The 25,910-nt window shown below is 75.2% G+C and carries 20 protein-coding genes; 5 read left to right on the top strand and 15 right to left on the bottom strand.

All coding sequences use genetic code 11. From position 1 onward, the window contains the following. Positions 1 to 206 precede the first annotated feature (206 nt). The 9 genes from murG to rsmH all read right to left on the bottom strand — a co-directional run bounded on the left by murG (position 207) and on the right by rsmH (position 12,673). A complete protein-coding gene (murG, locus tag V1L54_RS28735) occupies positions 207 to 1,301 on the bottom strand; it encodes an undecaprenyldiphospho-muramoylpentapeptide beta-N-acetylglucosaminyltransferase (protein ID WP_330121096.1) in 1,095 nt (364 codons plus the stop codon). 7 nt (positions 1,302 to 1,308) lie between these two features. Then, positions 1,309 to 2,763: a putative lipid II flippase FtsW gene (gene ftsW, locus V1L54_RS28730; protein ID WP_443076824.1), complete on the bottom strand. Its 1,455-nt coding sequence runs from the start codon at positions 2,761 to 2,763 to the stop codon at positions 1,309 to 1,311. Positions 2,764 to 3,505: 742 nt separating this feature from the next. Then, entirely contained in the window at positions 3,506 to 4,954 is a 1,449-nt protein-coding gene (gene murD, locus V1L54_RS28725; RefSeq protein WP_330121095.1) for a UDP-N-acetylmuramoyl-L-alanine--D-glutamate ligase, read from the bottom strand. Further along, positions 4,951 to 6,009 (bottom strand): phospho-N-acetylmuramoyl-pentapeptide-transferase, encoded by a 1,059-nt coding sequence (mraY, locus tag V1L54_RS28720; protein ID WP_330121097.1) that lies wholly within the window; start codon positions 6,007 to 6,009, stop codon positions 4,951 to 4,953. The genes murD and mraY overlap by 4 nt, the downstream gene beginning before the upstream one ends. Further along, positions 6,009 to 7,436: a UDP-N-acetylmuramoyl-tripeptide--D-alanyl-D-alanine ligase gene (locus tag V1L54_RS28715; RefSeq protein WP_330121094.1), complete on the bottom strand. Its 1,428-nt coding sequence runs from the start codon at positions 7,434 to 7,436 to the stop codon at positions 6,009 to 6,011. Before V1L54_RS28715 ends, mraY begins: the two co-directional genes overlap by 1 nt. Continuing rightward, on the bottom strand, positions 7,433 to 9,175 hold the full coding sequence (locus V1L54_RS28710) for a UDP-N-acetylmuramoyl-L-alanyl-D-glutamate--2,6-diaminopimelate ligase (protein ID WP_443076823.1): 1,743 nt from the start codon (positions 9,173 to 9,175) through the stop codon (positions 7,433 to 7,435). Before V1L54_RS28710 ends, V1L54_RS28715 begins: the two co-directional genes overlap by 4 nt. Then, on the bottom strand, positions 9,172 to 11,130 hold the full coding sequence (locus tag V1L54_RS28705; RefSeq protein ID WP_330121092.1) for a peptidoglycan D,D-transpeptidase FtsI family protein: 1,959 nt from the start codon (positions 11,128 to 11,130) through the stop codon (positions 9,172 to 9,174). Before V1L54_RS28705 ends, V1L54_RS28710 begins: the two co-directional genes overlap by 4 nt. Then, entirely contained in the window at positions 11,127 to 11,606 is a 480-nt protein-coding gene (gene ftsL, locus V1L54_RS28700) for a cell division protein FtsL (RefSeq protein WP_330121091.1), read from the bottom strand. The genes V1L54_RS28705 and ftsL overlap by 4 nt, the downstream gene beginning before the upstream one ends. 110 nt (positions 11,607 to 11,716) lie before the next feature. Further along, positions 11,717 to 12,673 (bottom strand): 16S rRNA (cytosine(1402)-N(4))-methyltransferase RsmH, encoded by a 957-nt coding sequence (gene rsmH, locus V1L54_RS28695; RefSeq protein ID WP_330121090.1) that lies wholly within the window; start codon positions 12,671 to 12,673, stop codon positions 11,717 to 11,719. 419 nt (positions 12,674 to 13,092) lie between these two features. On the opposite strand from rsmH, the gene V1L54_RS28690 reads away from it, so the two are divergent. From V1L54_RS28690 to V1L54_RS28675, 4 genes are all read left to right on the top strand, one after another. After that, positions 13,093 to 13,635 carry a beta-class carbonic anhydrase gene (locus tag V1L54_RS28690; RefSeq protein ID WP_330121089.1) on the top strand — a complete coding sequence of 181 codons (543 nt, stop codon included), beginning with the start codon at positions 13,093 to 13,095 and terminating at the stop codon, positions 13,633 to 13,635. A 143-nt stretch (positions 13,636 to 13,778) separates the two neighbouring features. Further along, positions 13,779 to 14,804 (top strand): AAA family ATPase, encoded by a 1,026-nt coding sequence (locus V1L54_RS28685; protein WP_330121088.1) that lies wholly within the window; start codon positions 13,779 to 13,781, stop codon positions 14,802 to 14,804. Beyond that, the gene (locus V1L54_RS28680) at positions 14,804 to 16,189 is read left to right on the top strand and encodes a DUF58 domain-containing protein (protein ID WP_330121087.1); all 1,386 of its coding nucleotides are present in this window, start codon (positions 14,804 to 14,806) and stop codon (positions 16,187 to 16,189) included. The genes V1L54_RS28685 and V1L54_RS28680 overlap by 1 nt, the downstream gene beginning before the upstream one ends. Before the next feature lie 27 nt (positions 16,190 to 16,216). Next, a complete protein-coding gene (locus tag V1L54_RS28675; RefSeq protein WP_330121086.1) occupies positions 16,217 to 18,655 on the top strand; it encodes a transglutaminase TgpA family protein in 2,439 nt (812 codons plus the stop codon). Between the two features lie 232 nt (positions 18,656 to 18,887). Here V1L54_RS28675 and V1L54_RS28670 read toward each other — a convergent pair whose 3' ends face one another. The 3 genes from V1L54_RS28670 to V1L54_RS28660 all read right to left on the bottom strand — a co-directional run bounded on the left by V1L54_RS28670 (position 18,888) and on the right by V1L54_RS28660 (position 20,978). Next, positions 18,888 to 19,283 (bottom strand): SCO2097 family morphological protein, encoded by a 396-nt coding sequence (locus V1L54_RS28670; protein WP_330121085.1) that lies wholly within the window; start codon positions 19,281 to 19,283, stop codon positions 18,888 to 18,890. A gap of 291 nt (positions 19,284 to 19,574) precedes the next feature. Further along, complete coding sequence (locus tag V1L54_RS28665) at positions 19,575 to 20,342, bottom strand: methyltransferase (protein WP_330121084.1); 768 nt, start codon at positions 20,340 to 20,342, stop codon at positions 19,575 to 19,577. Between the two features lie 108 nt (positions 20,343 to 20,450). After that, entirely contained in the window at positions 20,451 to 20,978 is a 528-nt protein-coding gene (locus tag V1L54_RS28660; RefSeq protein WP_330121083.1) for an SAV_6107 family HEPN domain-containing protein, read from the bottom strand. 431 nt (positions 20,979 to 21,409) lie between these two features. On the opposite strand from V1L54_RS28660, the gene V1L54_RS28655 reads away from it, so the two are divergent. Further along, positions 21,410 to 22,945 carry a phytoene desaturase family protein gene (locus V1L54_RS28655; protein WP_330121082.1) on the top strand — a complete coding sequence of 512 codons (1,536 nt, stop codon included), beginning with the start codon at positions 21,410 to 21,412 and terminating at the stop codon, positions 22,943 to 22,945. 44 nt (positions 22,946 to 22,989) lie between these two features. Here the strand turns inward: V1L54_RS28655 and V1L54_RS28650 are convergent, their stop codons facing one another. The 3 genes from V1L54_RS28650 to thiE all read right to left on the bottom strand — a co-directional run bounded on the left by V1L54_RS28650 (position 22,990) and on the right by thiE (position 25,802). After that, positions 22,990 to 24,051: a hypothetical protein gene (locus tag V1L54_RS28650; RefSeq protein WP_330121081.1), complete on the bottom strand. Its 1,062-nt coding sequence runs from the start codon at positions 24,049 to 24,051 to the stop codon at positions 22,990 to 22,992. Between the two features lie 31 nt (positions 24,052 to 24,082). Beyond that, entirely contained in the window at positions 24,083 to 25,003 is a 921-nt protein-coding gene (gene metF, locus V1L54_RS28645) for a methylenetetrahydrofolate reductase [NAD(P)H] (protein ID WP_330121080.1), read from the bottom strand. Positions 25,004 to 25,103: 100 nt separating this feature from the next. Then, positions 25,104 to 25,802: a thiamine phosphate synthase gene (thiE, locus tag V1L54_RS28640; protein ID WP_330121079.1), complete on the bottom strand. Its 699-nt coding sequence runs from the start codon at positions 25,800 to 25,802 to the stop codon at positions 25,104 to 25,106. Positions 25,803 to 25,910 lie beyond the last annotated feature (108 nt).

Raw genomic sequence — 25,910 nt, 5'->3', positions numbered from 1 at the left:
GGCCCCGGCCCCGCCGGAGGGGCGCCCGCCGGCGCGGGGCCCCCGGCGCCGCCGGACGCGGGCCGGAGCCCGTCCCGCCGCGGCCGGGACCCCGCCGGTCGCGGCCGCCGCGGCCGGCGGCCGGCGGTTCCGTCGCGGACAGTTCGGACACGCTCCCTGCTCCCCCGCTCCTGTGCCTGCGCGGCCGCTTCCCCGCAACCGGGGCATCAGCCCTGGCGGCGCGCCGCGACCGCCTCGTACACCATCTTGACCAGCAGCTCGTCGGCGTCCCGCCGGCCGAACTCGGCCGCGCAGCGGGACATCTCGTAGAGCCGGTGCGGATCGGTGAGCACCGGCAGGACGTTGGCCTGGATCCACTCCGGCGACAGCTCGGCGTCGTCGACGATCAGTCCACCGCCCGCCTTGACCACCGGCTGGGCGTTCAGCCGCTGTTCGCCGTTGCCGATCGGCAGCGGGACATAGGCGGCCGGCAGGCCCACGGCGGACAGTTCGGCCACCGTCATCGCGCCCGCGCGGCAGAGCATCATGTCCGCCGCGGCGTACGCCAGATCCATCCGGTCCAGGTACGGCACCGGAAGGTAGGGCGGCATCCCGGGCATGTTGTCCACCCGCGGCAGCTCGTTCTTCGGGCCGACCGCGTGCAGGATCTGCACCCCGGAGCGCTGCAGGGCCGGGGCGATGGCCTGGACGACCTCGTTCAGTCGCCGCGCCCCCTGGGAACCGCCGGTGACCAGCAGCGTGGGCAGGTTGGCGTCGAGGCCGAAGGCGGCCCGGGCCTCGGCGCGTGCCGCAGCCCGGTCCAGGGTGGCGATGGAACGGCGCAGCGGGATGCCGACGTAGCGGGCGTGCCGCAGCTTGCTGTCCGGGGTGGAGACGGCGACGAAGCGGGTGTAGCGGGAGCCGATCTTGTTGGCCAGCCCGGGCCGGGCGTTGGCCTCGTGGACGACGATCGGCACCCCGAGCCGTTTGGCCGCGAGGTAGCCGGGCAGCGCCACATAGCCGCCGAAGCCGGCCACGCAGTCGGCCCCGGTGCGCTCCAGGACCTGCTCGGCCGCCTTGATGGTCCCCCGCAGCCGCCCCGGTACGGTGATCAGTTCGGGGGTGGGTTTGCGCGGCAGCGGCACGGCCGGGATCAGCGCCAGCTCGTAGCCGCGTTCCGGGACGAGCCGGGTCTCAAGTCCGCGCTCCGTTCCGAGTGCCGTGATCCCCACGGCCGGGTCCTGCCTGCGCAGGGCGTCCGCGAGGGCGAGCGCGGGCTCGATGTGGCCGGCGGTCCCCCCACCGGCGAGTACGACATGCACCGAATCTTCACCGCTCTCCGGACGGGCGCCGAACGGCGCTCCGTCGCATTGTCTTCCGTCTCACCCCAGCCAGCTTCCTTCTCACAGCGGGCTGCCGCATGGCCAGTGCCCTCCGCGCGGCGGGCTCCCGCCTCGCGAACGAGATCAGCAGCCCGACCGCGAACATCGTCGGCAGCAGGGCGGACCCCCCGTAGGAGAACAGCGGGAGCGGGACACCGGCGATCGGCAGCAGGCCGAGCACCGCACCGATGTTGACCACGGCCTGGGCCGTGATCCAGGTGGTCACACCTCCCGCGGCATACCTGACGAAGGGATCCTCCGTACGTCCGGCCACGCGGATACCCGCATAGCCTAGAGCCGCGAAAAGGGCGAGCACCGACAGCGTCCCCGTCAGGCCGAGTTCCTCCCCGGTCACGGCGAAGATGAAGTCGGTGTGCGGTTCGGGCAGTTGCCCCCATTTCTCCACGCTGGCGCCCAGTCCGGAACCGAACCAGCCGCCGGAGGCCAGGGCGTAGATGCCGTGCACGGCCTGCCAGCACTCGTAGTTGGGGCCGGGCTCGGTGGCGCCCAGGCAGGCGAAGCGGGCCAGCCGGTTGCCGCTGGTCCCGATGAGGAGGCCCCCCAGGACACCGCCGACGGCGAGCATCCCCCCGAACAGCCGCAGGGGCGCCCCGGCCAGCCACAGCAGCCCGAGGAGGATCGCGGCGAGGATGATCGCGGTGCCCATGTCCCGGCCCAGCATGATCAGGCCGAGCAGCAGCAGGGCCACCGGAACGAGCGGCACCAGCAGGTGCTTCCACTGGACGAGCAGCCGCCGCTCGCCCTTGCGGGCCAGCAGGTCGGCCCCCCACAGCACCAGGGCGAGCTTGCCGAACTCGCTGGGCTGGAGCTGGAACGGGCCGCCGAGGCCGATCCAGTTGCGGTTGCCGTTGACCTCCTGCCCTATCCCGGGGATCTGCACCAGGCACATCAGGAACACCGTGACGGCCAGCAGCGGATACGCCAGCCCGCGCTGGAACGCGGTGGGCATCCGGGCCGCGGCCAGCAGCAGCACGCCGCCCAGCGCGGCGGCCAGCAACTGCTTGCGGAAGAAGTACGTGGAGGGCAGGCCGGAGCGCAGCGCCTCGATCTGGGAGGCCGAGAAGACCATCACCAGACCGAGGCCGGTGATCAGCAGACTGCCGCCGAGGATCAGGTAGTACGCGGTCAGCGGCCGGTCCCAGGTCCGCTTCGCCCGCAGGTACAGCCGCCGGAGGCCCGCCGCCGGACGCCGCGCGGGACGCGGGGGGCGAGAGGGACGCGAGGGGCGCACCGGGCGCTGCGCGGCGCCGGAGCCCCGTCCGGAGGCCGCACGGGGCGCCCCCGGGCGGGAGCGCTGCGCCTCGCGCGGGAGACGCCCCGTGGCGGGGACGGGGACGAGGACGGGAGCGGGCACCGGAAGGCCGCCCGCGGCCGCCGGCACGGGGCCGGTGGGCACGGCGGCCGCGAGAACCGCGCGGACGCGGTCCGCCCGTCCCGCCGCGAGCCCGCGCGGAGGGCGCCGCGGGAGGGACGTGCCGGTGCGCGCGACCGACCGGAGCGCCGTACGGACGGCGGCCACCACCGCGGACACCGCCGGCCGGGCGTACGGGCCGCCCGCCCGCACGCGGAACGCCGTGCGGGCGGCAGTGACCGCTCCGGCCACGAACGCCGCCGGCCGGCTCCTCCTCCCCGCCCCGTCCGTCCTTCCCCCTGCCTCCTCTGCCCCCTGCGCGGACGGGCGCGGGGCGGGCGCCCCGGCACGGGAGGCGCGGAGAGCCGGGCGCCCGCCGGCCCCGGGGGGCGTGCACGCGGGTGCCGTCGGCGACGCGGGGCGCTCGGCCGTCATCGGAACTCCTCCGTGGCTGCCCCCGCTCTCGGGCGGGGGCGGGGGCGGGGGTGTCTCCCGTTCGCGGGGTAGAAACGGACTTCTGCGAAGCGGACCGGGGAGGGACGGCCCGCCCCCCGGACGGGCCCGCCGCCGGACCGGCCGGACGCCGGGTGCGCGGACCCGGAGCGGGAGCGAGGGGCGGCACACCGCCCCCGGCCGCCGGCGCGGGCCGGCGGCCGGGGGCGGTGAAGGACCGGCCCGTGAGGGCCGGGTTCCCCTGCCCCGGGGGGAGAAGTCAATGTCCTCTCCTGTCTCCCGCACCCGCCGGCCGGTCCGCGGAGCGGGGACCGGCGGGTCAGCGCTCCCGCTCCGCGGACCGGCCGGCGGCCAGCTCGCGGACGGCGGTGGCGAAGGCCTCGCCGCGCGCGTGGTAGTTGGTGAACATGTCCATCGAGGCACAGGCCGGTGCCATGAGGACGGTGTCCCCGGGGCGGGCCAGCGCGGCGGCCTCGCGGACCGCCGCCGCCATCGCCCCAGTGTCGGTCCGGTCGAGGTCGACGACCGGGACATCCGGGGCGTGTCGCGCCAGCGCCGCCCGGACCAGGGCGCGGTCGGCACCGATCAGCACCGCGCCGCGCAGCCGCTTCGCCGCCCCGGCCACCAGTTCGTCGAAGGTCGCGCCCTTGGCGAGGCCCCCGGCGATCCACACCACCGGGTCGTAGGCGTTCAACGACGCCTCGGCGGCATGGGTGTTGGTCGCCTTGGAGTCGTCGACGTAGGCCACCCCCGCCACCTCGGCGACGTGCTCGATGCGGTGCGGGTCGGGCCGGAAGGCGCGCAGCCCGTCGCGCACGGCCCGCGGTTCCACCCCGAAGGCGCGGGCGAGGGCGGCGGCGGCCAGGGCGTTGGCGATGTTGTGCGGGGCGGGCGGGTTCACGTCCGCCACCTCGGCCAGTTCCTGCGCCTGCCGGTGCCGGTCCGCCACGAACGCCCGGTCCACCAGGACGCCCTCCACCACGCCCAGTTGGGAAGGGGCGGGGGTGCCGAGGGTGAAGCCGATCGCCCGGCAGCCCTCGACGACATCGGCCCGGCGGACCAGTTCCTCGGTGGCGGGGTCGGCGGCGTTGTAGACGCAGGCGACCTCGTTGCCCTGGTAGATCCGGCCCTTGTCGGCGGCGTACGCCTCCATCGAGCCGTGCCAGTCCAGGTGGTCGGGGGCGAGGTTGAGCACCGCCGCCGAGTGCGGCCGCACCGAGGCCGACCAGTGCAGCTGGTAGCTGGACAGCTCCACGGCGAGCACGTCGTACGGCTCCGTGCCGAGGACCGCGTCCAGCAGCGAGACACCGATGTTGCCGACGGCGGCGGTGCGCAGCCCGGCGGCCGTCAGGATCGAGGCCAGCATCCGTACGGTGGTGGTCTTGCCGTTGGTGCCGGTGACCGCCAGCCAGGGCGCGGCCCCCGGGCCGCGCAGCCGCCAGGCCAGTTCGACGTCGCCCCACACCGGCACCCCGGCCTCGGCGGCCGCCGCGAACAGCGGCTTGTCCGGCTGCCAGCCGGGAGTGGTGACGACCAGTTCGGTGCCCTTGGGCAGGGTGGCGCCGTCGCCGAGGCGGACCGTGACGCCCGACTCCTCGAGCTCGGCCGCCTGCCGCCGGGCGCGCTCGTCCTCGCCGTCGTTGACGACCGTCACCTCCGCGCCCAGCTCCCGCAGCACCCGGGCCGCGGGGATCCCGGAGACACCGAGGCCGGCGACGGTGACGCGCTTCCCGGCGAGCCGCTCGCCGCCGGGGTGACCGGCCGTCATTTCCCGGCCGCCCAGCCGGCGTAGAACAGGCCGATGCCGACGATGGTGCACATGCCCTGGATGATCCAGAAGCGGACCACCACCAGCACCTCGCTCCAGCCCTTGAGCTCGAAGTGGTGCTGGAGCGGTGCCATCCGGAAGACCCGCTTGCCGGTCAGCCGGAAGGACCCGACCTGGATGACGACGGACATGGTGATCAGGACGAACAGACCGCCGAGCAGTGCCAGCAGCAGCTCGGTGCGGGAGATGATGGCCAGTCCGGCCAGTGCGCCGCCCAGGGCCAGCGAGCCGGTGTCGCCCATGAAGATCTTGGCGGGCGAGGTGTTCCACCACAGGAAGCCGAAGCAGGCACCCATCAGCGCGGAGGCGACGACCGCCAGGTCGAGCGGGTCGCGCACCTCGAAGCAGCTCGGGCTGCCGGTGATGGCGCAGGCGTCCTGGTGCTGCCAGACCCCGATGAAGGTGTAGGCGCCGAAGACCATCACCGAGGCGCCGGTGGCCAGACCGTCCAGGCCGTCGGTGAGGTTCACGCCGTTGGACATCGCCAGGATCATGAACAGCGCCCAGACGACGAAGAGCACCGGTCCGATCGACCAGCCGAAGTCCTCGGTGAAGGAGAGCTTGGTGGACGCCGGGGTCTGGCCGCGGGCGTCGGCGAAGTTGATGGACAGCACCGCGAAGGCGATGCCGACGATGAGCTGGCCGAGCATCTTGGCCTTGGCGCGCAGACCCAGACTGCGCTGCTTGACGATCTTGATGTAGTCGTCGAGGAAGCCGACCAGGCCCATGCCGGCCATCAGGAAGAGCACCAGCACGCCGGAGAGCGACGGCGGCTGGCCGGTTATGACCTTGGTGAGGGCGTAGGCGATCAGGGTCGCCAGGATGAAGGCGATGCCGCCCATGGTGGGGGTGCCGCGCTTGCTGTGGTGGTCCCGCGGGCCGTCGTCGCGGATGTACTGCCCGTAGCCCTTGCGGGCCAGCAGCTTGATCAGCAGCGGTGTGCCGATCAGGGTCAGGAAGAGCCCGATGACCCCGGAGAAGAGGATCTGCCTCATCATCGGCCGGCGACCTCGCCCTCGACCAGCGCGAGCGCCACCTTCTCCAGGCCCGCCGACCTGGACGCCTTCACCAGCACGACATCCCCCGGCCGCAGATCGTCGCGCAACAGGTCGATTGCCGCCTGAGCGTCGGACACGTGCACCGACTCCTCACCCCACGAACCCTCGTTCTTGGCGCCCATGTCGAGCCAGGCGGCCTCCCGGCCGCCCACCGCCACGAGCTTGCTGACGTTGAGCCGGACGGCGAGCCGTCCGACAGCGTCGTGCTCGGCCAGCGACTCCTCGCCGAGTTCGGCCATCTCACCGAGCACCGCCCAGGTGCGACGCCCCTCCCCCACGGCGTCACCGCCCGCGATCGCGACCAGCGCGCGCAGTGCGGCCCGCATGGACTCGGGGTTCGCGTTGTACGCGTCGTTGACGACGGTCACGCCGTCGGCGCGCTCGGTGACCTCCATCCGCCAGCGGGAGAGCGTGTCCGCGGCGGAGAGCGCCTCGGCGATCCCTTCGGCGGACATGCCCGACTCGTGGGCGACGGCCGCCGCGGCGAGCGCGTTCGACACGTGGTGCTCACCGTACAGGCGCATGGTCACCTCGCCGCACCCGGTGGGGGTGTGGAGGGTGAAGGCGGGCTGTCCCTTCGGGGTGAGCCGGACATTCTCGGCGCGGACGTCGGCGTCGGCGGACTCGCCGAAGAGGACGATCCGGGCGTCGGTGCGGGCTCGCATGGCCCGTACCAGGGGGTCGTCGGCGTTGAGGACGGCGATCCCGCCCTCCTCGGCCGGGGGCAGCGCCTCCACCAGTTCGCCCTTGGCCTGGGCGATCTGCTCGCGGCCGCCGAACTCGCCCAGATGCGCGGAGCCGACGTTGAGGACCACGCCGACGCGCGGCGGGGTCAGCCCGGTCAGATAGCGGATGTGCCCGATGCCGCGGGCGCCCATCTCCAGGACGAGGTGGCGGGTGCCCTCCCCGGCGCTCAGCGCGGTGAGCGGCAGGCCGATCTCGTTGTTGAGCGAGCCGGGCGTGAACACGGTGGGACCGAGCCGCCGCAGGAGCTGGGCGATGAGGTCCTTGGTGCTGGTCTTGCCCGCCGAGCCGGTGAGGGCGACGACGGTGGTGCCCAGCCGCGCCACCACATGGCGGGCCAGCGCCCCCAGGGCGGTCAGCACGTCGTCGACGACGACCGCCGGGACGCCGACCGGCCGGGCGGCCAGTACGCCCGCCGCGCCGTCGGCCACGGCCTGCGCGGCGAAGTCGTGGCCGTCGGCCCGCTCACCGGCGAAGGCGACGAACAGGGCGCCGGGCCGCACCTCCCGGGAGTCCCGGACGACGGGACCGGTGACGGCCGGTACCGCCTGCCCGTCCGCTGTGTCGTGGACCCGGCCACCGACGGCGTCCGCGATCTCTGCGAGGGTCATCGGGATCATGGCGTGTTCCCCCCGGCAGGACCGCTGCCTCCGGCCTCCCGGCGGCCGGCGGCCAGCCGGCGCTCGACGGCCGCGCGCAGCACCTCGCGGTCGTCGAAGGGGCGGATCACCCCGGCGATGTCCTGGCCCTGCTCGTGCCCCTTGCCCGCCACCAGCACCGTGTCCCCGGGCTCGGCCCGGGCGACGGCGGCGGCGATGGCGGCGGCGCGCTCCTCCTCCACCAGCACGGTGCCGCGCTCGTGGACCGGTACCTCGGCGGCACCCGCGAGCATGGCGGCCAGAATCGCGAGCGGGTCCTCCGAGCGCGGGTTGTCGGAGGTCAGCACGGCGGTGTCGGCCAGCCGGGCCAGCGCCGCGCCCATCGCGGGCCGCTTGTGCGGGTCCCGGTCGCCGCCGCAGCCGAGCACCGCGTGCACCCGGCCTCCGGTGACCTTGCGCAGGGCGCGCAGGACGGACTCCACGGCGTCGGGCTTGTGCGCGTAGTCCACGACCGCCAGGTACGGCTGGCCGGCGTCCACCCGCTCCAGCCGGCCGGGCACGCCGGGCACCGCGGCGACGCCCTCGGCCGCGGTCTCCAGGTCGATCCCGGCCGCCACCAGGGCGGTGATTGCCGCCAGCGCGTTGGAGACGTTGAACGGGCCGGGCAGCGGTGCGGCGGCCCGCACGGTCTCGCCGCGGGGGCCGACGACGGTGAAGGTGGAGCCGAGCGGACCGATCTCCACGTCCCGCGCGCGCCAGTCGGCGTCCGGGTGGCCCTCGGCGGAGAAGGTGGTGACCGGGACCTCGCTGACGCCGGCGGCCAGCCGCTGCCCGTACTCGTCGTCGATGTTGACCACCCCGGCGCGGGACCGCGCCGCCGTGAACAGCTGGGCCTTCGCCCGGAAGTAGTCCTCCATGTCGGAGTGGAAGTCCAGGTGCTCGGGGCTGAGGTTGTTGAAGACGGCGATGTCGAAGACACAGCCGTCCACCCGGCCCAGCACCAGCGCGTGGCTGGAGACCTCCATGGCCACCGAGCGGACCCCGCGCTCCCGCATCACGGCGAACAGCGCCTGGAGCTCGGTGGCCTCCGGGGTGGTGCGCTCGGACTTGATCCGCTCGTCGCCGATGCGGGACTCGACCGTGCCGATCAGCCCGGTCGGCTCCCCCTCCTTCGCCGCCGCGCGCAGCCCGCCCTCGACGAGGTAGGCGGTGGTGGTCTTGCCGGAGGTGCCGGTGATGCCGATCTGCAGCAGGTCCCGGCCCGGGTCGCCGTAGATGGCGACGGCCAGGGCGCCCATCACCTCGCGCGGGTCCTGGACGGTCAGCACCGGCAGGCCGGTGGCGGCGGCCCGCTCGGTGCCCGTCGGGTCGGTCAGCACCGCGACGGCGCCCAGCCGGGCGGCCGAGGCGGCGAAGTCCGCGCCGTGGAAGCGGGCGCCCGGACGCGCGATGTAGACATCGCCGGGGCGTACGGCGCGCGAGTCGTGGGTGATGCCGGTGACGGCCGCGTCGCCCTCGGGGACGGCGGCGCCCAGCAGCCGGGCCAGCTCCGCCAGCGGGACGGGACGGACCCGCTCCGGGCGGGGCGGGACCGGGGGCGGGGAGGGAGTCTGATCAGCTTGTGGCACGGCGGTGAGCGTACCGGGCCCGCCCGGTGTGCCGCGAAGCGAGGTACCGGGTTCGGCGGACGGCCCGCCGGTGGTGCCGACGGGGTTCCACGGGGATTCTGTTCTGGTTCTCACAGGTCGCTTTCCGGTCATTCTCCGGGCTTGAAGGTGACGGGCAGCCGGGGGGCCTTCTCGCCGGTGGGCGGGATGCGGAGGGCCTTGAGGGTGTACTTCATGACCTGCTGGTACACCGGGCCGCACACCTGGCTGCCGAAGTAACTGCCCTGTTTGGGGTTCTGCACGGCGCAGTAGACGGTGACGCGGGGGGCGTCGGCGGGCGCGAACCCGGCGAAGGAGGCGGTGTAGCCGTTGTAGCGGCCCGTCTCGGGGTCCACCCGGTTGGCGGTGCCCGTCTTGCCCGCCACCCGGTAGCCGGGGATCCGCGCGGCGGTGCCGGTGCCCTCGGCGTCGGCCACCACGGACTCCAGCATGGTGGTGAGCGTCCGCGCGGTCTTCTCGCCGACCACCCGGGTCCGCTCCGGCTTCGGGGCGGGCCGCCACTCCCCGTCCGGCCCGGTGGTGCCGCGCACCAGGGTCGGCGCCACGCGCACGCCTCCGTTGGCGACGGTGGAGTAGACCGACGCCGCCTGGACGGCGTTGACCGACATCCCCTGGCCGAAGGGGATGGTGTACTGCTGGGAGGCGTTCCAGTCCTCCGGGTCGGCGAGGATGCCGGCGGTCTCGCCGGGGAAGCCCAGGCCGGTCCGCTGCCCCATGCCGAACTTCCGCAGGTACGAGTGGAGCACCCGGTTGGCCTCCGGCTGGGTGTCGCCGAGCTGCTCGACGGCCAGGATCGTGCCGATGTTGCTGGACTTGGCGAGCACCCCGTTGAGGGTGAGGTACAGGGTGGGGTGGTCGTGGTCGTCCGCGAAGCTGCGGTCGGCCCGCGGCAGCCGGTTGGGCACCACCACACGGGTGTCGGGAGTGGCCGCGCCCTCCTCCAGGACCGCCGCCATGGACATCACCTTGCTGGTGGAGCCCGGCTCGAAGGCGTCCTGCACGGCGGGGTTGCCCAATCGGTCGGCGGTGGCGCCCGACAGGTCGTTCGGGTCGTAGCCGGGCGCGTTGGCCATGGCCAGGATCTCGCCGGTGCGGACGTCCTGGACGACCACGTAGCCGTGGTCGGCCCGCGACTTCTCGACCTGTTCGGAGATGGCCTGCTGCGCGGCCCACTGGATGTCGCGGTCCAGGGTCAGCTCCACGTCCGAACCGGGCCGGGCCGGCTGTTCGCGCACCTCCTCGGTGGGGACCCGGCGGCCGCCGGACTGGGCGTAGGTGATCTTTCCATCCTGTCCGGCCAGCGTCTCGTCATACTTCGCCTCCAGCCCGCCGCCGCCCGTCCCGTCCGCGGTGACGAAGCCGAGCACCCCGGCCGCGAGCCGCTTGCCCGGGTACACCCGCTTGGCGTGCTCCTCGAAGTACACCCCGGCCAGCACGTTGCGGGTCCCGTCGGTGCCCTGCCGCTCGGCCAGGACCCGCCGCAGGTCCGTGATCTGCCGCCGGACCTGCGGGGACTGCTGCCGGGCCAGGACGACATAGCGGGTGTCCGGCCGGGACAGCCGTTCGGTGAGCGTCTTCTCGGCCACCCCGAGGACGGGGGCGAGCAGTTCCGCGGCCTGGGCGGGGGCGTCGGGCACCTTCGCCTGCTCGGGGGTGAACAGGTACGGGTCGGCGGTGACGTCGTAGGCGTCGACCGTGGTGGCCAGCGCCACGCCGTTCCGGTCGGTGACGGTGCCCCGCTCGGCGGCGATCGGAACGGTGACGTAGCGGTTGACGTCGGCCTTGGCCGCGTAGGTGCCCGCGTCCACGGCCTGCACCTGGAGCAGCCGCACCGTGAAGGCCAGCATCACCAGGGTGAACAGGAGTCCGAACAGCCGCAGCCGGGGCCGGTGGCTGCTCAGCCGGACGGTCCCCCGGGTGCCGGGGCGGGACGGGCGCACGGGCGCACGGGCGGGTGTACGGGGGGACGGGCGGGCGGACGCGCGGGAACGGGATCCGGCACCGGGCGCCGGGCGTGGGCCGGGGGTGCGGCGCGGTCGGTCGCTCATGGCCGCTCCCCCTGCCCGTCCGTACCGGGATCCGCCTCGGGGACCGGGGAGGGAGCGCCGCGGACGGTGCCGTCCGGGAGGATGAAGGCGGGGTTCCCGCCGGGCACCAGACCCAGCTCACGGGCCTTCTCGGCCAGGTCTCCGGGGGCGGAGTAGGAGTCCAGCTCCTGCTGGAGGGCCTGCTCCTCGTCGGTCAGCTCCTCGGTCCGCTTCTCCAGTTCGCTCAACTCGAAGGAGCCCTGGTTGACGGCGGCGTTGAGCAGCAGCAGGGTCAGCAGCCCGGAGCCGAGCAGCACCACCACCAGCAGCACGAAAGGGGTGCGGGCCGGACCGGCGGGATTGCCGGCGGGCACCAGCCGCGCCAGCCGGGCCAGCCGCTGCTGCGGGGTGGGGGCGGTGCGCCCCCGTTCCGCCGCGACCGCCCTGCGGTCCCTCGGCGCCGCCCCCCGCCCCGCTTCCGGCGCTGTTCCCGGCACTGCCCTCGCCCCCGTCCTCGCTCCTGCTCCCGGTCCCGCCTTCGGCTGTGTCCCCGGTGTTCCCGGTGGCCCGGGCGTTCCCGGGCTCCTCGGTGGTCTCGGCGTCTCCTTCAGGACTCCTCCCGGATGCGCTCGGCGCCGCGCAGCCGGGCGGGAGCGGCGCGGCGGTTCTCGGCGACCTCTTCCTCGGTGGGGAGCTCCGCGCCCCGGGTGAGCAGCCGCAGCCGGGGCTGGTAGCGCTCGGGGACCACCGGCAGGCCGGGGGGCGCGGTGCCGGCGGCACCGGCCGCCAGCACCTGCTTGACCAGGCGGTCCTCCAGCGAGTGGTACGAGAGCACCGCGATCCGGCCGCCCAGCGCCAGCGCGGCCACGGCCGCCGGCAGCGCCCGCTCCAGGACGGCGAGCTCCCCGTTGACCTCGATGCGCAGCGCCTGGAAGGTCCGCTTGGCCGGATTGCCCCCGGTGCGCTTGGCGGCCTGCGGCAGCGCCGCCCGGATCAGCTCCACCAGCCGGGCGCTGGTGGTGAAGGGCTCCTTCTCACGCTCCCGCACGATCGCCGAGACGATCCGCTTCGCCTGCTTCTCCTCGCCGTAGGCGCGCAGGACGCGCACGAGCTCCCCCGGCGGATAGGTGTTGAGCACCTCGGCGGCGCTGACCCCCCGGCTCTGGTCCATCCGCATGTCCAGGGGCGCGTCCCGGGCGTACGCGAAGCCCCGTCCGGCCTCGTCGAGCTGCATGGAGGAGACCCCGAGATCGAACAGCACCCCCTGGACGCGCGGGGTGTCCAGGCGGGCCAGTACCGCGGGGAGCTCGTCGTAGACGGCGTGCACCAGGGTGGCCCGGTCCCCGTGCGGGGCCAGCCGCTCGCGGGCCAGCTCCAGGGCGGCCGGGTCGCGGTCCAGGCCGATCAGCCGCAGCCCGGGGAAGGCGGACAGCAGCGCCTCGCTGTGGCCGCCCAGTCCCAGAGTGCAGTCCACGACCGTCGCTCCGGGCCGCTCCAGGGCGGGAGCGAGCAGGTCCAGGCAGCGCCGGAGCATGACCGGGACGTGCCGCTCGTTGGTGCTCACTGGGCTCTCCTTGAGCCGGCCCGTACGGCCCGGTCCCCACCCGCTCGGAAAGGGAAAAGGGGGGACGGCGGCCGGGAGGGAGGTGCCGCCCGGCCGGGAGCGGGAGGAGGCCGGCGCCGTACACGGCCGTATGTGTGCGCAGGGCACACGCGGGATGTCGGTTCCGGGGAGTTCGAGGGAGTTCGACAGAGTGCCCCGACTCCCACTTCGCGTCACTTTAGTCCACTGGTTCTCCCGGTCAACCAACTGGTCAGGCGCGTCACGGCCGCTCCGGGCAGGTGGCCGCCGACCGTGCGGCCCCCGGCCGGGCGGCGTGTTCCGCACCGAAAGTGTGGCGTGTGTCACACTCGCGGTGTGATGACCGGCTTTGCCCACCCCCGTGACGGGCCCCGCGGACACGGTCCGGTTACGGTCGTACCATGCCACCGTCTTCACGTGAAAAGTCGGTCACCGACCGGCTCGTCTCCGCCAACCGGCACTACGCGGCCGACTTCACCGACCCGGGCATGGACGCCCGGCCGGTACTGAAGGTCGCCGTGGTCGCCTGCATGGACGCCCGCCTCGACCTGCACGACGCGCTCGGCCTCGCCCTCGGCGACTGCCACACCATCCGCAACGCCGGCGGTGTGGTCACCGACGACGTCATCCGTTCGCTGACCATCAGTCAGCGCGCACTGGGCACCCGCTCCGTCGTACTGATCCACCACACCGGCTGCGGCCTGCTGAACCTCACCGAGGACTTCCGGCACGAACTGGAGATGGAGGTCGGCCAGCGGCCGTCGTGGGCCGTGGAGTCCTTCCGGGATCTGGACCAGGATGTGCGGCAGTCGATGGAACGGGTACGTACTTCTCCGTTCCTTCTGCACACCGACGATGTGCGCGGCTTCGTCTTCGACGTCACCACGGGGCTGCTGCGGGAGGTCGATCCCGCGGACGGCCCGGCGAACGATCGGGAACCGTGACGCGTAAGCCTGTGTACGTGAAGAATGCTTGAGCGCCGGCTCCATCCCCGCGGGTCCCCCGCGGCCGAGGGGCCCGCGGGACGGAATGGGGCCGGCCGGCCGCCTGGGGCGGCCGGCCCGTGGAACGGGCCGAGGAGGGCCGGGTGACGACCTATGACGAGCGAGCGAGCCTCAGCGATCTGACCGCCACGGTGGACCGGGTGCGCCGGTCGGTGGAGAGCGTGATCGAGGGCAAGCCGGAGGTCGTACGGCTCTCGCTGACCGTACTGCTCGCCGAGGGGCATCTGCTGATCGAGGACGTGCCGGGGGTGGGCAAGACCATGCTCGCCAAGGCGCTGGCCAGATCCGTCGACTGCTCGGTGCGCCGGATCCAGTTCACGCCCGACCTGCTGCCGTCGGACATCACCGGGGTGAGCGTCTACGACCAGCAGCGGCGGGAGTTCGAGTTCAAGCCGGGCGCCGTCTTCGCCCAGATCGTGATCGGCGACGAGATCAACCGCGCCTCCCCCAAGACCCAGTCGGCGCTGCTGGAGTCGATGGAGGAGCGACAGGTCACCATAGACGGACGCAGCTACGAGCTGCCCGACCCGTTCATGGTGGTGGCCACCCAGAACCCGGTCGAGATGGAGGGCACCTATCCGCTGCCCGAGGCGCAGCGCGACCGCTTCATGGCCCGGGTGTCGATCGGCTACCCCAGCCCGGAGGCCGAACTGCGGATGCTGGACGTGCACGGCGGCCTCCCCCCGCTGGACGACCTGGAGCCGGTCGCCCACGCCCACGAGATCGCCAAGCTGGTGGAGGCGGTGCGCGGCATCCATGTCTCCGAACCGGTCCGCCGGTACGCGGTGGAGCTGGTGGCGGGCACCCGCAGCCATCCCGAGCTGCGGCTGGGCGCCTCCCCCCGGGCCACCCTGCACCTGCTGCGGGCGGCCAAGGCGGCGGCGGCCCTGGACGGGCGGGACTTCGTCCTGCCCGACGACGTACGGGGGCTGGCCGTCCCCGTCCTGGCGCACCGGCTGCTGCCCACCGCGCAGGTCCGGCTGAGCGGGCGCACCGCCGAGCAGATCGTCACCGAGATCCTGCAGCGGGTGCCGGTGCCCGCCGCGCACCCCCGGGAGGCGCCCCCGCAGCCCCCGCGGTACGGCCGCCCGCCCCAGCGGGGCTACTGATGGACGGCGGCTGGGGCGGCAGCGGCGGCACCGCCACCGGTCCCGGCCGGACCGCTCCGGGCCGGGACACCGGACACGACGCCGCGCGGGCCGGGCGGCGGCCCGGCCCGCTGCGCACCGCGTTCGGCGGACTCACCACACGGGGGCGCTCCTTCCTGGCCGCGGGGGCCGCGGCGACGGTCTGCGCCTACCTGCTGGGTCAGGGCGACCTGCTGCGGGTGGGCATGCTGCTGGCCGCGCTGCCCCTGGTGTGCGTGGCCGTCCTGCACCGCACCCGGCACCGGGTGGCGGCCTCCCGCCGGCTGACCCCCGCCCGGGTCTCCGCCCGCTCCGAGGCCCGGGTGCACCTGCGGCTGGAGAACGTCTCGCGGCTGCCCACCGGGCTGCTGATGCTCCAGGACCGGGTGCCCTACGTGCTGGGGCCGCGCCCCCGCTTCGTCCTGGACCGGGTGGAGCCCGGCGGCCGCCGCGAGGTCTCCTACCGGGTCCGTTCCGACCTGCGCGGACGCTATCCGCTCGGGCCGCTGCAACTGCGGCTGACCGACCCCTTCGGCATGGTGGAGCTGACCCGGTCCTTCAGCTCGTACGACATCCTCACCGTCGTGCCGCTGACCGAGCCGCTGCCACCGGTGCGGCTGGGCGGCGACACCGGCGGCTGGGGCGAGGGACGGCAGCGCTCGCTGGCGACGGCGGGCGAGGACGACGTGATCCCGCGCGGTTACCGGCGCGGTGACGACCTGCGCCGGGTTCACTGGCGCTCCACCGCCCGCCACGGCGAGCTGATGGTGCGCCGCGAGGAGCAGCCGCGCAAACCCCACTGCACGGTACTGCTGGACACCCGCAGGCCGGCCTGGACCGGCTCCGGCCCGGACTCGGCGTTCGAATGGGCCGTCTCGGGTGCCGCCTCGGTCGCCGCCCACCTGCTGGAGCGGGGATACGCGGTACGGCTGCTGACCGACACCGGCGCCTCGGTGCCCGGCCCGGACGGTGGCAGTCTGGAAGGTGGTTCCTCGGACACCGCCGGGCTGATCATGGACACCCTCGCCGTGGTGGACCACTCCGGTGAGCCGGGTCTGGCCCGGGCCCACGAGGCCCTGAGCGGCGGCGGGCACGAGGGGCTGCTGGTCGCCTTTCTCGGCATGACGGACGAGGAGCAGACGGCGCTGGCCTGCCGGATGCGGCAGCGCGCCGACAGCGCGGTGGCCCTGGTCCCGCGCGGACTGCAGGCGCACGGCGCCGAGGAGGAGCGGCAGCGGCTGCTGTCCGAGGCGGGCTGGGCGGTGCTGCCGTACACCCCCGCGGAACCGCTGTCCCGGCTGTGGCGGCAGGCGGAGGGGCCCGGCGGCGCCTTCGGACCGCCGGCGGGCGAGCCGGCGAGCGGATGAGAGAAGGGTGAGGAGGGGCCGACGGTGATGAGCGGACAGGCACGGCTGGCGCTGTGCGCCTGGGTGGCCACACTGGCCGCGGCATGCGCCCTGCTGCCGCTGGTCGGCCCGGTGGGCTGGCTGGCGCAGGCCGCCCTGCTGCTGGGCGTTCAGACGGCGGTGGGCGCGGCGGCCCGGCGCAGACCGCTCCCCGGCGGGGCGGTGGTGGGGCTCCAGGCACTGGTGACGCTGCTGCTGCTCACCTTCGTCTTCGTCCGCCGGGAGGCCCTGTTCGGTGTGGTGCCGGGCCCCGACGCCTTCGAGGCGTTCGGCGCGCTGCTGACGCAGGGCACCACGGATGTCGGCCGGTTCTCGACCCCGGCCCCGGTCACCGACGGCATCCGGCTGATGCTGGTCGGCGGGGTGGCCGTCATCGGCCTGCTGGTCGACGCGCTGGCCGTGACGTACCGCAGCGCGGCCCCGGCCGGACTGCCGCTGCTGGCCCTGTACTCGGTGGCGGCCGGGCTGGCTCCCCAGGACGGGGCGCGCTGGCTGTGGTTCCTCTGCGCCGCCTCCGGCTATCTGCTGCTGCTCCTCGCGGAGGGCCGGGACCGGCTGTCGCAGTGGGGCCGGGTGTTCGGCGCCCGGGGCGGCGACCGGGACGGCGCGGACCGGGCCGGGAGCATCGGCGCGGAGCCGGGGGGCTGGCGGGCGGACGACTCCGCCGTGGCACCGCTGCGCACCGGGCGGCGGATCGGCGCGGTCGCCCTGGGCGTCGCCCTGGTGGCCCCGGCCGCGCTGCCCTCGCTGAGCGGCGGGCTGCTGGAGACCGCCCGCGGCGGGCGGGGACCGGGCGGCGGCACGGTCTCGGCGGTCAATCCGCTGGTCGCGCTGGAGAACAGCCTGCAGCAGCCCGAGAACCGCACCGTGCTGACCTACCGGACCGATGCCGAGAGCACCTCGGACATGTATCTGCGGATCGTGGCGCTGGACGAGTTCGACGGCGCCGCGTGGCGGCCGTCGGAGCGGCGGATCACCGAGCTGCCGCAGTTCCTCCCCCCGGTGCCCGGGCTGTCCGGGGACGTCCGCACCGACGAGGTCACCACCATCGTCCGGGCCGCCGACTGGTACGCGCAGAGCTGGCTGCCCATGCCGTACCCGGCCGACGAGGTGCGCATCGGCGGCCGGTGGCGCTTCGAGCCGGAGGGCCGCACCGTGGTGGGCGACCGCGGCCAGACCACCCGGGGGGCGCGGTACCAGGTGACCAGTCTGGTGGTGCGGCCGACCGCGCGGCAGCTCGCCGAGGCGCCCGAGCCCTCGGCGGCGCTGCGCGCGGAGTACACCGAGGTGCCGGGCTCGCTGCCGCCGGTGGTCGCCGAGACGGCGCGGAAGGTCACCCGGGGGGCCCCGAACGACTACGCGGCGGCGGTCATGCTCCAGGACTGGTTCGCCGCCCGGGGCGGCTTCCGCTACAGCACCGAGGTGGAGGCCGGCACCGGCAGTCAGGCCATCGCCCGCTTCCTGGAGGACCGGGAGGGCTTCTGCGTCCACTTCGCCTTCTCCATGGCCGCGATGGCGCGCACCCTGGACATCCCGGCCCGGGTCGCGGTGGGCTTCACGCCGGGCCAGCCGGACGGTGAGGGCGGGATGACCGTGGGGCTGCAGGACGCGCACGCCTGGCCCGAGCTGTACTTCGAGGGCGTGGGCTGGACCCGTTTCGAGCCCACCCCGAGCCGCGGGAACGTCCCGGAGTACACCCGGCCCGATCTGCCCCCCGTCGACCGGCCGAGCGTTCCGGCGCCGCTGCCCGAGGACGAGGCCGAGCCGCTTCCCCTCCCGTCGCGGAGCGCGGAGTGCCCCGTGGACGTGCGGGCCCAGGGGGCCTGCGACCCGGCGGCCCCCGCCGGGGACGACGGCTCCTCCGGCGGTTCCCTCCCGGACTCGCTGCTGCGCCTGGGGACGCCGGTGCTGACGGCGGCGGGGCTGCTGGTGCTGCTGGCGGGCCTGGTGGCACTGCCGGGACTGTGGCGGCACCGGGTCCGGTCCCGGCGCATGGGCGGCGGCCCCGGCCCCGGGGCCCGGACGCTCGCCGCCTGGCGGGAGACGGTCGACTCCGCCTGGGACCACGGCATCCTCCCCCAGGAGTCCGCCACGCCGCGGATGACCGCGGCGCGCATCGTACGGCTGGGCAGGCTGGAGGGCGAGGCGGCCGAGGCGGCACACCGGCTGGCCACGGCGGTGGAACGGGCGCTGTACGCCCCCGAGCCGCGGTCGGCGGAAGGACTGGCCGAGGAGGTGCGGCGAGTGCGGGACGGGCTCCGGGAGGCCGCCGGGCGCGGGGCGCGGCTGCGGGCCCGGCTGCTGCCGCGGTCGGCCGTACGCGTGGCGTGGGCGGTCTCGGACCGCTGGTCGGCGGCTGCCGAGCGGTACGGCGGGACGCTGCGGAGGACGGCCGCACGGCTGCGGCCGTCCCGGCAGCGGGCCTGACCGCCACCCCGGGGGGCCGGGACCGCTCCCCGTCCCGGCCCCCCCCGGGGGCGGCCCGGCGCGGCACCGGCGAGGAAGGGCGGGGACGGCCGGTGGCCGGCGCCCTGGACGCCGCCGGCGTTCGCGGGCACGGGTGAGGGGCCCTCCACCCGGTGGAGGGCCCCTCACCCGTCACATCCGCCCCGTCACCGCCCGCCGGTGGCCGGTACGGCTCAGTCCCTGCCGCCGTCCGTCACTGCTGCTCGTCGCGGCGGCGCTGCCAGCGCTCCTCGATACGGTTCATCATCGAGCGGCGCGGCCGTCCCTGCCTGCGGGAGTGCGCCGACCGTCCCTCCTCCTGGTGCTGCTCACCGGGCTTGGGCCCCTTGCGCCAGCCGGTCACCGCGAGAACGGCGCAGCCGAGCATCACGAGGAAGCCCAGCACACTGATGACGACCTGCTGCGCGACCATCCCTGCCATGAGGAGCGCGACGCCCACCAGAAAGCCCGCGACCGCCTGGTAGACCCGTCGCCGGGTGTACGTGCGCAGCTCGCTTCCCTCGAGCGCTGTCGCGAACTTGGGGTCTTCGGCGTACAGCGCTCGCTCCATCTGCTCGAGCATCCGCTGCTCGTGCTCAGAGAGCGGCACGGAGTCCTCCTACTCGTCGGTCGCGGGGGCGACCGGATGCGACTCTTCAAGGATAGGCAGGGATCCGCCCCCGTGAAACCCGCCCCTCTACACCAGTTCGTGCCACCGGGACCGAGATGCCGGAAGGCGGTGGTGGACTCATTCCCCCGCCGCCGGGCCGTCATGCCGGGAAGGTGTCCCTCGATCATACGGCGGGAAGCGGCCGTTCGGGTCGTCTGTGGCCCACCGCACGCCGTCCAGGGCCGACTCCCGCCGTGCGCGCGGTGTGCCGCCGCCTCCCCCGGGCTCCGGTCAGTCCGCCGCCGGGCCGGAGCCGGTACGCGCCAGCACGTGGAGCTGCGCCGCCACGGACCGGAAGGCGGGCAGCTCGGCCACGGCCTCCTCCAGCCGGGCCAGGGCACGGGTCGCGCCCGGGTCGGTGTCCACCAGGGCACCCGGCACCAGATCGGTGAAGACCCGCACCCCGTGGACCGCGCCGACCTCCAGCCCGTTGGCGGTGACCAGGGCGGTGAGCTGCTCGGGGGTGAAACGCCGGGGCACCGGGTCGCCGCCGCCCCACCGCCCGTCGGGATCGGTGAGCGCCCGGTGGGCCTCGGCGAAGTGCCCCGCCAGGGCACGGGCGAGCACCATGCCGCCCAGCCCCGCGGCGAGCACGCTCAGGGTGCCGCCCTCCGGCCGCAGCGCGGCCGCCGCGTTGCGCAGTCCTTCCGCCGGGTCGTCCACGTACTCCAGGACCCCGTGGCACAGCACCATGTCGTATCCGCCGCGCTCGGCCACGTCGAACAGCCCGTGCGCGTCGCCCTGCACCCCGCGCACCCGGTCGGGCACGCCCGCCTCCGTCGCGCGCCGCTCCAGTGCGAACAGCGCGTCCGGGCTCGGGTCCACCACCGTCACCCGGTGGCCGAGCCGGGCCACGGGGACGGCGAAGTTCCCGGTGCCGCCGCCGGTGTCCAGGATGTCCAGGGCATCCCTTCCCGCGGCCTTGGCCCGGTCGTCGAGCGCCTCCCGCAGCACTTCCCAGACCACGGCGGTGCGCAGGGACGTATGGGGGCGAGACATGGCGGACGCTCCTCGGCGGCTGCGGGACGCTGGCTGGCCACAGCCTATTGCGTCACCGCGGCCGGAGCCGCCCGGCCCACCCCGCCGCCCCGGCCGCCCCGGCGGCGCTCAGCCCGCGCGCAGCTCCGGGTCCTCCCGGCCCCGCAGCCCCGCCCGGCCGGACCGTCGCCCCGCCGGCTCCTCCTGGGCGATCCTGGAGTGCGGCAGCGCGGGCTGCTGCACCAGCATCTGCTCGACGATCCGCAGGAACATCCCGGCGTCACGCATCAGGTCGTCGGCGTCCCGGCTGCTGGCCGCGCCCGCGATACCCGCCTCGGCCCGGGCCCGTTTCGGCGCCCCGGCGGCGAACAGCCGGCTCCACTCCTCCAGCTCGGGCGCCACCTCGGGCAGGACCTCCCAGGCGCTGCGTATGCGCTTTCTGGCGCGGGCAGTGGACTCCGGCCGGCCGCGCACCGCCAGCACCGCGGCGGCGGTGCGCAGGGCGGCGAGGTGCGCGGCGGCGTACCGGTCGTTGGAGTGCTCCAGCTCCGCTGCCTCGTCGAGGCCGTGCTGTGCCTGGGCGAGCAGGTCGAGTGCGGCCGGCGGGGCCGCGGCCCGGCGCAGCACGGGGTGGACATCCTTCGGGGGCCCGTTCATGGCGAACCTCCTGTCGTCGTCTGACTGTGCACGCGTGTGCTGGTCACGATGGGAACATCGTTGCGCATGCCACTGACAATCGACTCTGACCTGGGCAAACGCCCCTTCGCTGGCCTTGCCGGGACACGGGGGCGCGGGACCGCCGCACCGCGGGCCGGAACGGCGGAAGCGGGCGGCCCGGCCGATCCCGGCCGTACCGCCCGCTTCCGTCCCCCGTGGTCCCCCGAGCGTTCCCCCACGGACGGCCACGCACCGCTCCGCCGCCCCGTGCCGGCGGTGCGGTGCGGCAGTGCCCGTCGTCTCCGACTCTGCCGTCCACGCCGTTCGAAGCCCATCCGCACAGCTACTCAGAACCGTACTCAGGCGCTTCCACTCCCTTCTGCGTACGGCGCCCGAAAGCTGTTACCGTCACCCGACTAGAGTCCCTGCCCATGGCACGGACTGTGGTGATCGGCGCCGGTATGGGCGCCATGGCGGCCGCCGCCCGGCTGGCCGCGGCGGGCCACCGGGTGACGGTGTGCGAGCGGTCGGACACGTACGGCGGTGCGGTACGGCGTCACGAGCGGGACGGGTTCGGTTTCGACACCGGCCCGGGACTGCTCCACCTGCCCGCCGTCTGGCGCGACCTGTTCGTCAAGACCGGCCGGGAGCCGCTGGAGGAGTGCGCCGGGCTGGAACGGGTGGAGCCGGCCGTGCGGCACGTCCTGGCCGACGGCACCGGTCTCGTCCTGCCGGGCGGCTCCCGCGCGCGGGTGGTCGGCGCCCTGGACGCCGCGTTCGGCGCGGGCACGGGTGAGCGGTGGAGCGAACTGCTGGTCCGGGCCCGCGAGGTGTGGGAGGCCACCCGCCGTCCGCTGCTGGAGGAGCCGCTGACCGCCGCGGCCGACCGCGCGGCGCTGGGCCGCGACCCGTACCCGGCACGGCGGTACGGGCTGCTGCGCCGCCGCGCCGCCACCCTCAGCCGGGCGGTCCGTGCCGAACTGCGCGACCCGCGGCCGGCGGCGCTGCTGGAGAGCTGTGTGCTCGGCTGGGGCCTCGACCCGCGCACGGCACCGGCGAGCGCTCTCGTCCTGCCGTACCTGGAGCAGACCTTCGGCACCTGGTACGTCGCCGGCGGGCTGCGCGCGCTGGCGGACGCGGTCCACGAGCGGTGCCTGGCGCGCGGGGTGGAGTTCCGCTTCGGCACCGGGGTCTCCCGGATCACGGTGGCCGGCGGCCGGGCCGCCGGGGTGGAGCTGGCCGACGGGACCGGGCTGGCGGCCGACACCGTGGTCTGCGGCGCCGGCCCCCGGTCGCCGTACGAGGAGGAGGCCCCGGACGGCCCCGGGAGCCCGGAGGGCGGTGGGGACGCGCACCGCGGGCCCGGCTCCGCCCCGGGGCGGCTGACGGTGCTCCTCGCGCTGCGCGGCGCCCGGCCCGCCGGCACCGCACACCGCACGGTGGTGCATCTGTCCGCCCCCGGGAAGGCGGTGCGGACCGTCACCGTGCTGCGGCCCGGCGATCCGGCACTGGTGCCCGACGGCGGGCACGAGTCGGCGGTGCTGTCGGTGACCGTGCCCCCGCACCGGGCCGGGGCGCCCCGGCCCGGTGCCGTGCTGACGGACCCGGAGTGGCCGGAGGCGGTGGACTGGACGGCACCGGGAGCGGCCGAACGCCTGGCCGACGAGGCGCTGGCCGCCGTGGACGCCGCCGGGGAGGCGCTGGGCGGGCGGCTGCTGTGGCGGGAGGTGCGCACCCCGGCCGACACCGAGCGGGAGACCGGGGCTCCGGGCGGCGCGGTGCCCGCCCCCGCGCTGGCCGGGGCGGACGGCGCCTTCCTGCGGGCGGCCAACCCGGCACCGCTGCCCGGTCTGTACCGGGTGGGAGGCTGGGCGCACCCCGGGGGCGGGCTGGCGCACGCCGGGATGTCGGGGGCGCTGGTGGCCGGGCTGGTGGTCGAGGGGGACGGCTGGCGCGGCTCGCGGTGAACGCCCGCCCTCGCGGTGTGCCGCGGGCGGACGCCCGCGGCGGCTCACCAGCGGGACTGGTCGCCGTAGTAGTAGCCGGTGCCGGAGGGCGTGTCGTACCCGCCCTCCCCGTCGGGCCCGCGGCCGTACTGGTCCCCGTAGCCGTCCGGCCCGCCGCCGGTGCCGTAGTCGCCGTACTGCCCCGGCTGGGGCTGGGGCTCGGTGTCGCGCTGCTGCGGCACCCACACCTCGCCGGGCGGGACGTCGGAGGGGTTCTGGCCGTACGGCTGCTGCTGCGCTCCGGTGTACGGGTCGGCCCCGTAGCCGGTGCCGTAGCCCGTGCCGTAGCCACCGTCGTCGTAGCCGCCGTTGCCGTAGCCGCCCGGGTAGTCGGGGTAGGAGGCGTATCCCTGGGCGCCCTGGGCACTCTGCACGCCCTGTGCGGCCTGGTAGGAGTCCGCGGCGGTCGCGTACAGGTCGTCGTAGGCGGGCTGCCCGGGCGTCCCGGTGCCGTCGCCGTACGAGCCGGGGTACCCGGAGGTGCCGGCCGCGGCGTACTGCCCGTCCTGCCCTTCCCCGGTGCCGTACCCGTAGCCGTACTGGCCGCCGTAGCCGTCCTGTCCGCCGCCGGTGCCGTCCGCCGCGCCGTACTCGGCGTACCGCTCCCCCGGCTCCCGCTCACCGGGCTGCGACTCCCGCGCGTAGATGCCGTACTGGCCGGTGTCGTCCGGCAGCGGCTCCGGCCGGTAGGCGGGCTGTTCCCCGGTCTTCTCCGCGGTCTCCTCCGCGCGCAGGTCGGTGACCTCCAGTCGCGGTCCGGTCTCCTCCGGGGGCATGGGCCGCACCTCGCGGCGGCCGCCGACCCCCGGCAGGCCGGCGATCGCCCAGCCCGCGGTGAAGCCGCGCCGGTAGGAGAGCGTGACGAAGGTCTGGCCGACCGCGAAGGCGGCGGCGCCCAGCGCGATCAGGGGAAGCGAGGGCGCCAGCTCCACACCGACGACCACCAGGGCGAACCCGCCGAAGGCCAGCAGCCGCCAGCGCAACCGCGCCTTGTACTGCAGCAGCACCTCGGCCAGCAGCCACACCGCGACAGCACCGAACGCGATGTGGAGGAGCGTCCACCCCATGTGCGTCCTCCCCACCCGTGTCCGTTTTTCTTCACCGGCCCCGCTGGTGCAGGCCCAGGTTCTCGTAGATCTCCAGAGTCGCCGTGGAGCGGTTGAGGGTGATGAAGTGGAGTCCGGGGACGCCCTCCGACATCAGCCTCGCGCACAGCTCCGTGGCGTACTCGATTCCCAACGAGCGTACAGCGGCCGGATCGTGTTCGAACGCCAGGATGCGTTCGGCCAGTTCCGGCGGGAAGGGCGCGTTGCTGAGCTGGGCGAACCGCTCGATCTGCCGCACGTTCGTGACGGGCATGATCTCCGGGATGACGGGAGTGGCGCAACCGGCGGCGGCCACCCGGTCGCGCAGCCGCAGGTAGTCCTCGGCGTGGAAGAACATCTGGGTGATGGCGTAGTCGGCGCCGGCCCGGCACTTCTCGACGAAGTACCGGGTGTCGCTCTCGACGTCGGCGGAGCGCGGGTGCATCCCGGTGAAGGCGGCGACGCCGACGCAGAAGTCGCCCGACTCCTTGATGAGCCGGACGAGGTCGGCGGCGTAGGTGACGCCCTGGGGGTGGGGGATCCACTCGCCCGTCGGGTCGCCGGGCGGGTCGCCGCGCACCGCGAACATGTTGCGGATGCCGGCGTCCGCGTACTGGCCGATGACGTTGCGCAGCTCGGCCACCGAGTGGTCCACCGCGGTGAGGTGCGCGACCGGGGTGAGGGTGGTCTCGGTGGCGATCCGCTCGGTGGCCCGCACGGTGCCCTCCCGGGAGGAGCCCCCGGCGCCGTAGGTCACCGACACGAAGGTCGGGGAGACCGCCTCGACACGGCGGACCGCGTCCCACAGGACCCGCTCGCCCTTCTCCGTCTTGGGCGCGTAGAACTCGAAGGAGTACGAGCGTTCACCGGAAGCCAGCAGCTCACGGACGGTGCGCGCGCGGTCCGTCCGGGTGGAGGGGGTACCGAGAGACATACCGGCAGGCTAACGGGCGGTTCCGGCCGACACCGCACGACCGGACGCTTTCTTCCGATTTATCCGCTCGCTGTCCGGCAGGTGGACAGCGGCCCCGCCCTCAGGCCCGCCGCAGCCGCTCCGCCAGCCGGGCCGCCGCCGCTCCCGGATCGTCCGCCTCGGTGATCGCGCGGACCACCACGACCCGTCGCGCCCCCGCCGCCAGCACCTCGTCCAGATTCCCGGCGCCGATCCCGCCGATGGCGAACCAGGGCCGCCCCGGCCGCCGCGCCGCCGCGTACCGCACCAGCGGCAGCCCGGGGGCCGGCCGGCCCGGCTTGGTGGGGGTGGGCCAGCAGGGACCGGTGCAGAAGTAGTCCACGCCCGGCTCGGCGAGCGCCGTGTCCACCTCGGCCTCGGTGTGGGTGGAACGGCCGATCAGGACGCCGTCGCCCAGGATCGCGCGGGCCGCCGCCACCGGCAGGTCCCCCTGGCCCAGGTGCAGCACGTCCGGGCCGGCGGTACGGGCCGCGCGGGCCGCGTGGAGGACGTCCGCCCGGTCGTTGACCGCGAGCAGCTTCCCGTGCCGGCGGCAGGCGTCGGCGAACACCTCCAGGTGCGCCAGCTCCTCGGCCGCCTCCAGGGTCTTGTCGCGCAGCTGCACGATGTCGACCCCCGAGGAGAGCACCGCGTCCAGGAAGGCGGGCAGGTCGCCGCGGTCGGTGCGGGCGTCGGTGCACAGGTAGAGCCGGGCGTCGCCGAGCCGCTCGCGCGCGGTCGCGGCGGCGGTCTCGGCGGTGTCGGCGGTCTCAGGGGCCATCGCGGGCCATCCCCCCGGGGGCGGGGTGTGGGGGGGGGGGGGGGCCGGCGGGGGGGCCCCCCCCCCCCCCCGGGGGGGGGGGGGGGGGGGGGGGGCGGGGGGGGGCAG

The organism is Streptomyces rubellus (genome assembly GCF_036323805.1).
Lineage (GTDB): Bacteria > Actinomycetota > Actinomycetes > Streptomycetales > Streptomycetaceae > Streptomyces.
The sequence above is the reverse complement of the archived record's forward strand: the minus strand, read 5'-3'. Positions and strand labels throughout refer to the sequence as shown.

Coding starts and splice junctions, on each gene's coding strand:
- thiE (WP_330121079.1), bottom strand. CDS start 25,802: ATGGCCCCTGAGACCGCCGACACCGCCGAGACCGCCGCCGCGACCGCG.
- V1L54_RS28660 (WP_330121083.1), bottom strand. CDS start 20,978: ATGAACGGGCCCCCGAAGGATGTCCACCCCGTGCTGCGCCGGGCCGCG.
- V1L54_RS28680 (WP_330121087.1), top strand. CDS start 14,804: ATGGACGGCGGCTGGGGCGGCAGCGGCGGCACCGCCACCGGTCCCGGC.
- V1L54_RS28715 (WP_330121094.1), bottom strand. CDS start 7,436: ATGATCCCGATGACCCTCGCAGAGATCGCGGACGCCGTCGGTGGCCGG.
- V1L54_RS28655 (WP_330121082.1), top strand. CDS start 21,410: ATGGCACGGACTGTGGTGATCGGCGCCGGTATGGGCGCCATGGCGGCC.
- murD (WP_330121095.1), bottom strand. CDS start 4,954: ATGACGGCCGGTCACCCCGGCGGCGAGCGGCTCGCCGGGAAGCGCGTC.
- metF (WP_330121080.1), bottom strand. CDS start 25,003: ATGTCTCTCGGTACCCCCTCCACCCGGACGGACCGCGCGCGCACCGTC.
- V1L54_RS28665 (WP_330121084.1), bottom strand. CDS start 20,342: ATGTCTCGCCCCCATACGTCCCTGCGCACCGCCGTGGTCTGGGAAGTG.
- V1L54_RS28705 (WP_330121092.1), bottom strand. CDS start 11,130: ATGAGCGACCGACCGCGCCGCACCCCCGGCCCACGCCCGGCGCCCGGT.
- V1L54_RS28675 (WP_330121086.1), top strand. CDS start 16,217: ATGAGCGGACAGGCACGGCTGGCGCTGTGCGCCTGGGTGGCCACACTG.
- V1L54_RS28690 (WP_330121089.1), top strand. CDS start 13,093: ATGCCACCGTCTTCACGTGAAAAGTCGGTCACCGACCGGCTCGTCTCC.
- V1L54_RS28710 (WP_443076823.1), bottom strand. CDS start 9,175: ATGACCGGAAAGCGACCTGTGAGAACCAGAACAGAATCCCCGTGGAAC.
- V1L54_RS28650 (WP_330121081.1), bottom strand. CDS start 24,051: ATGGGGTGGACGCTCCTCCACATCGCGTTCGGTGCTGTCGCGGTGTGG.
- mraY (WP_330121097.1), bottom strand. CDS start 6,009: ATGAGGCAGATCCTCTTCTCCGGGGTCATCGGGCTCTTCCTGACCCTG.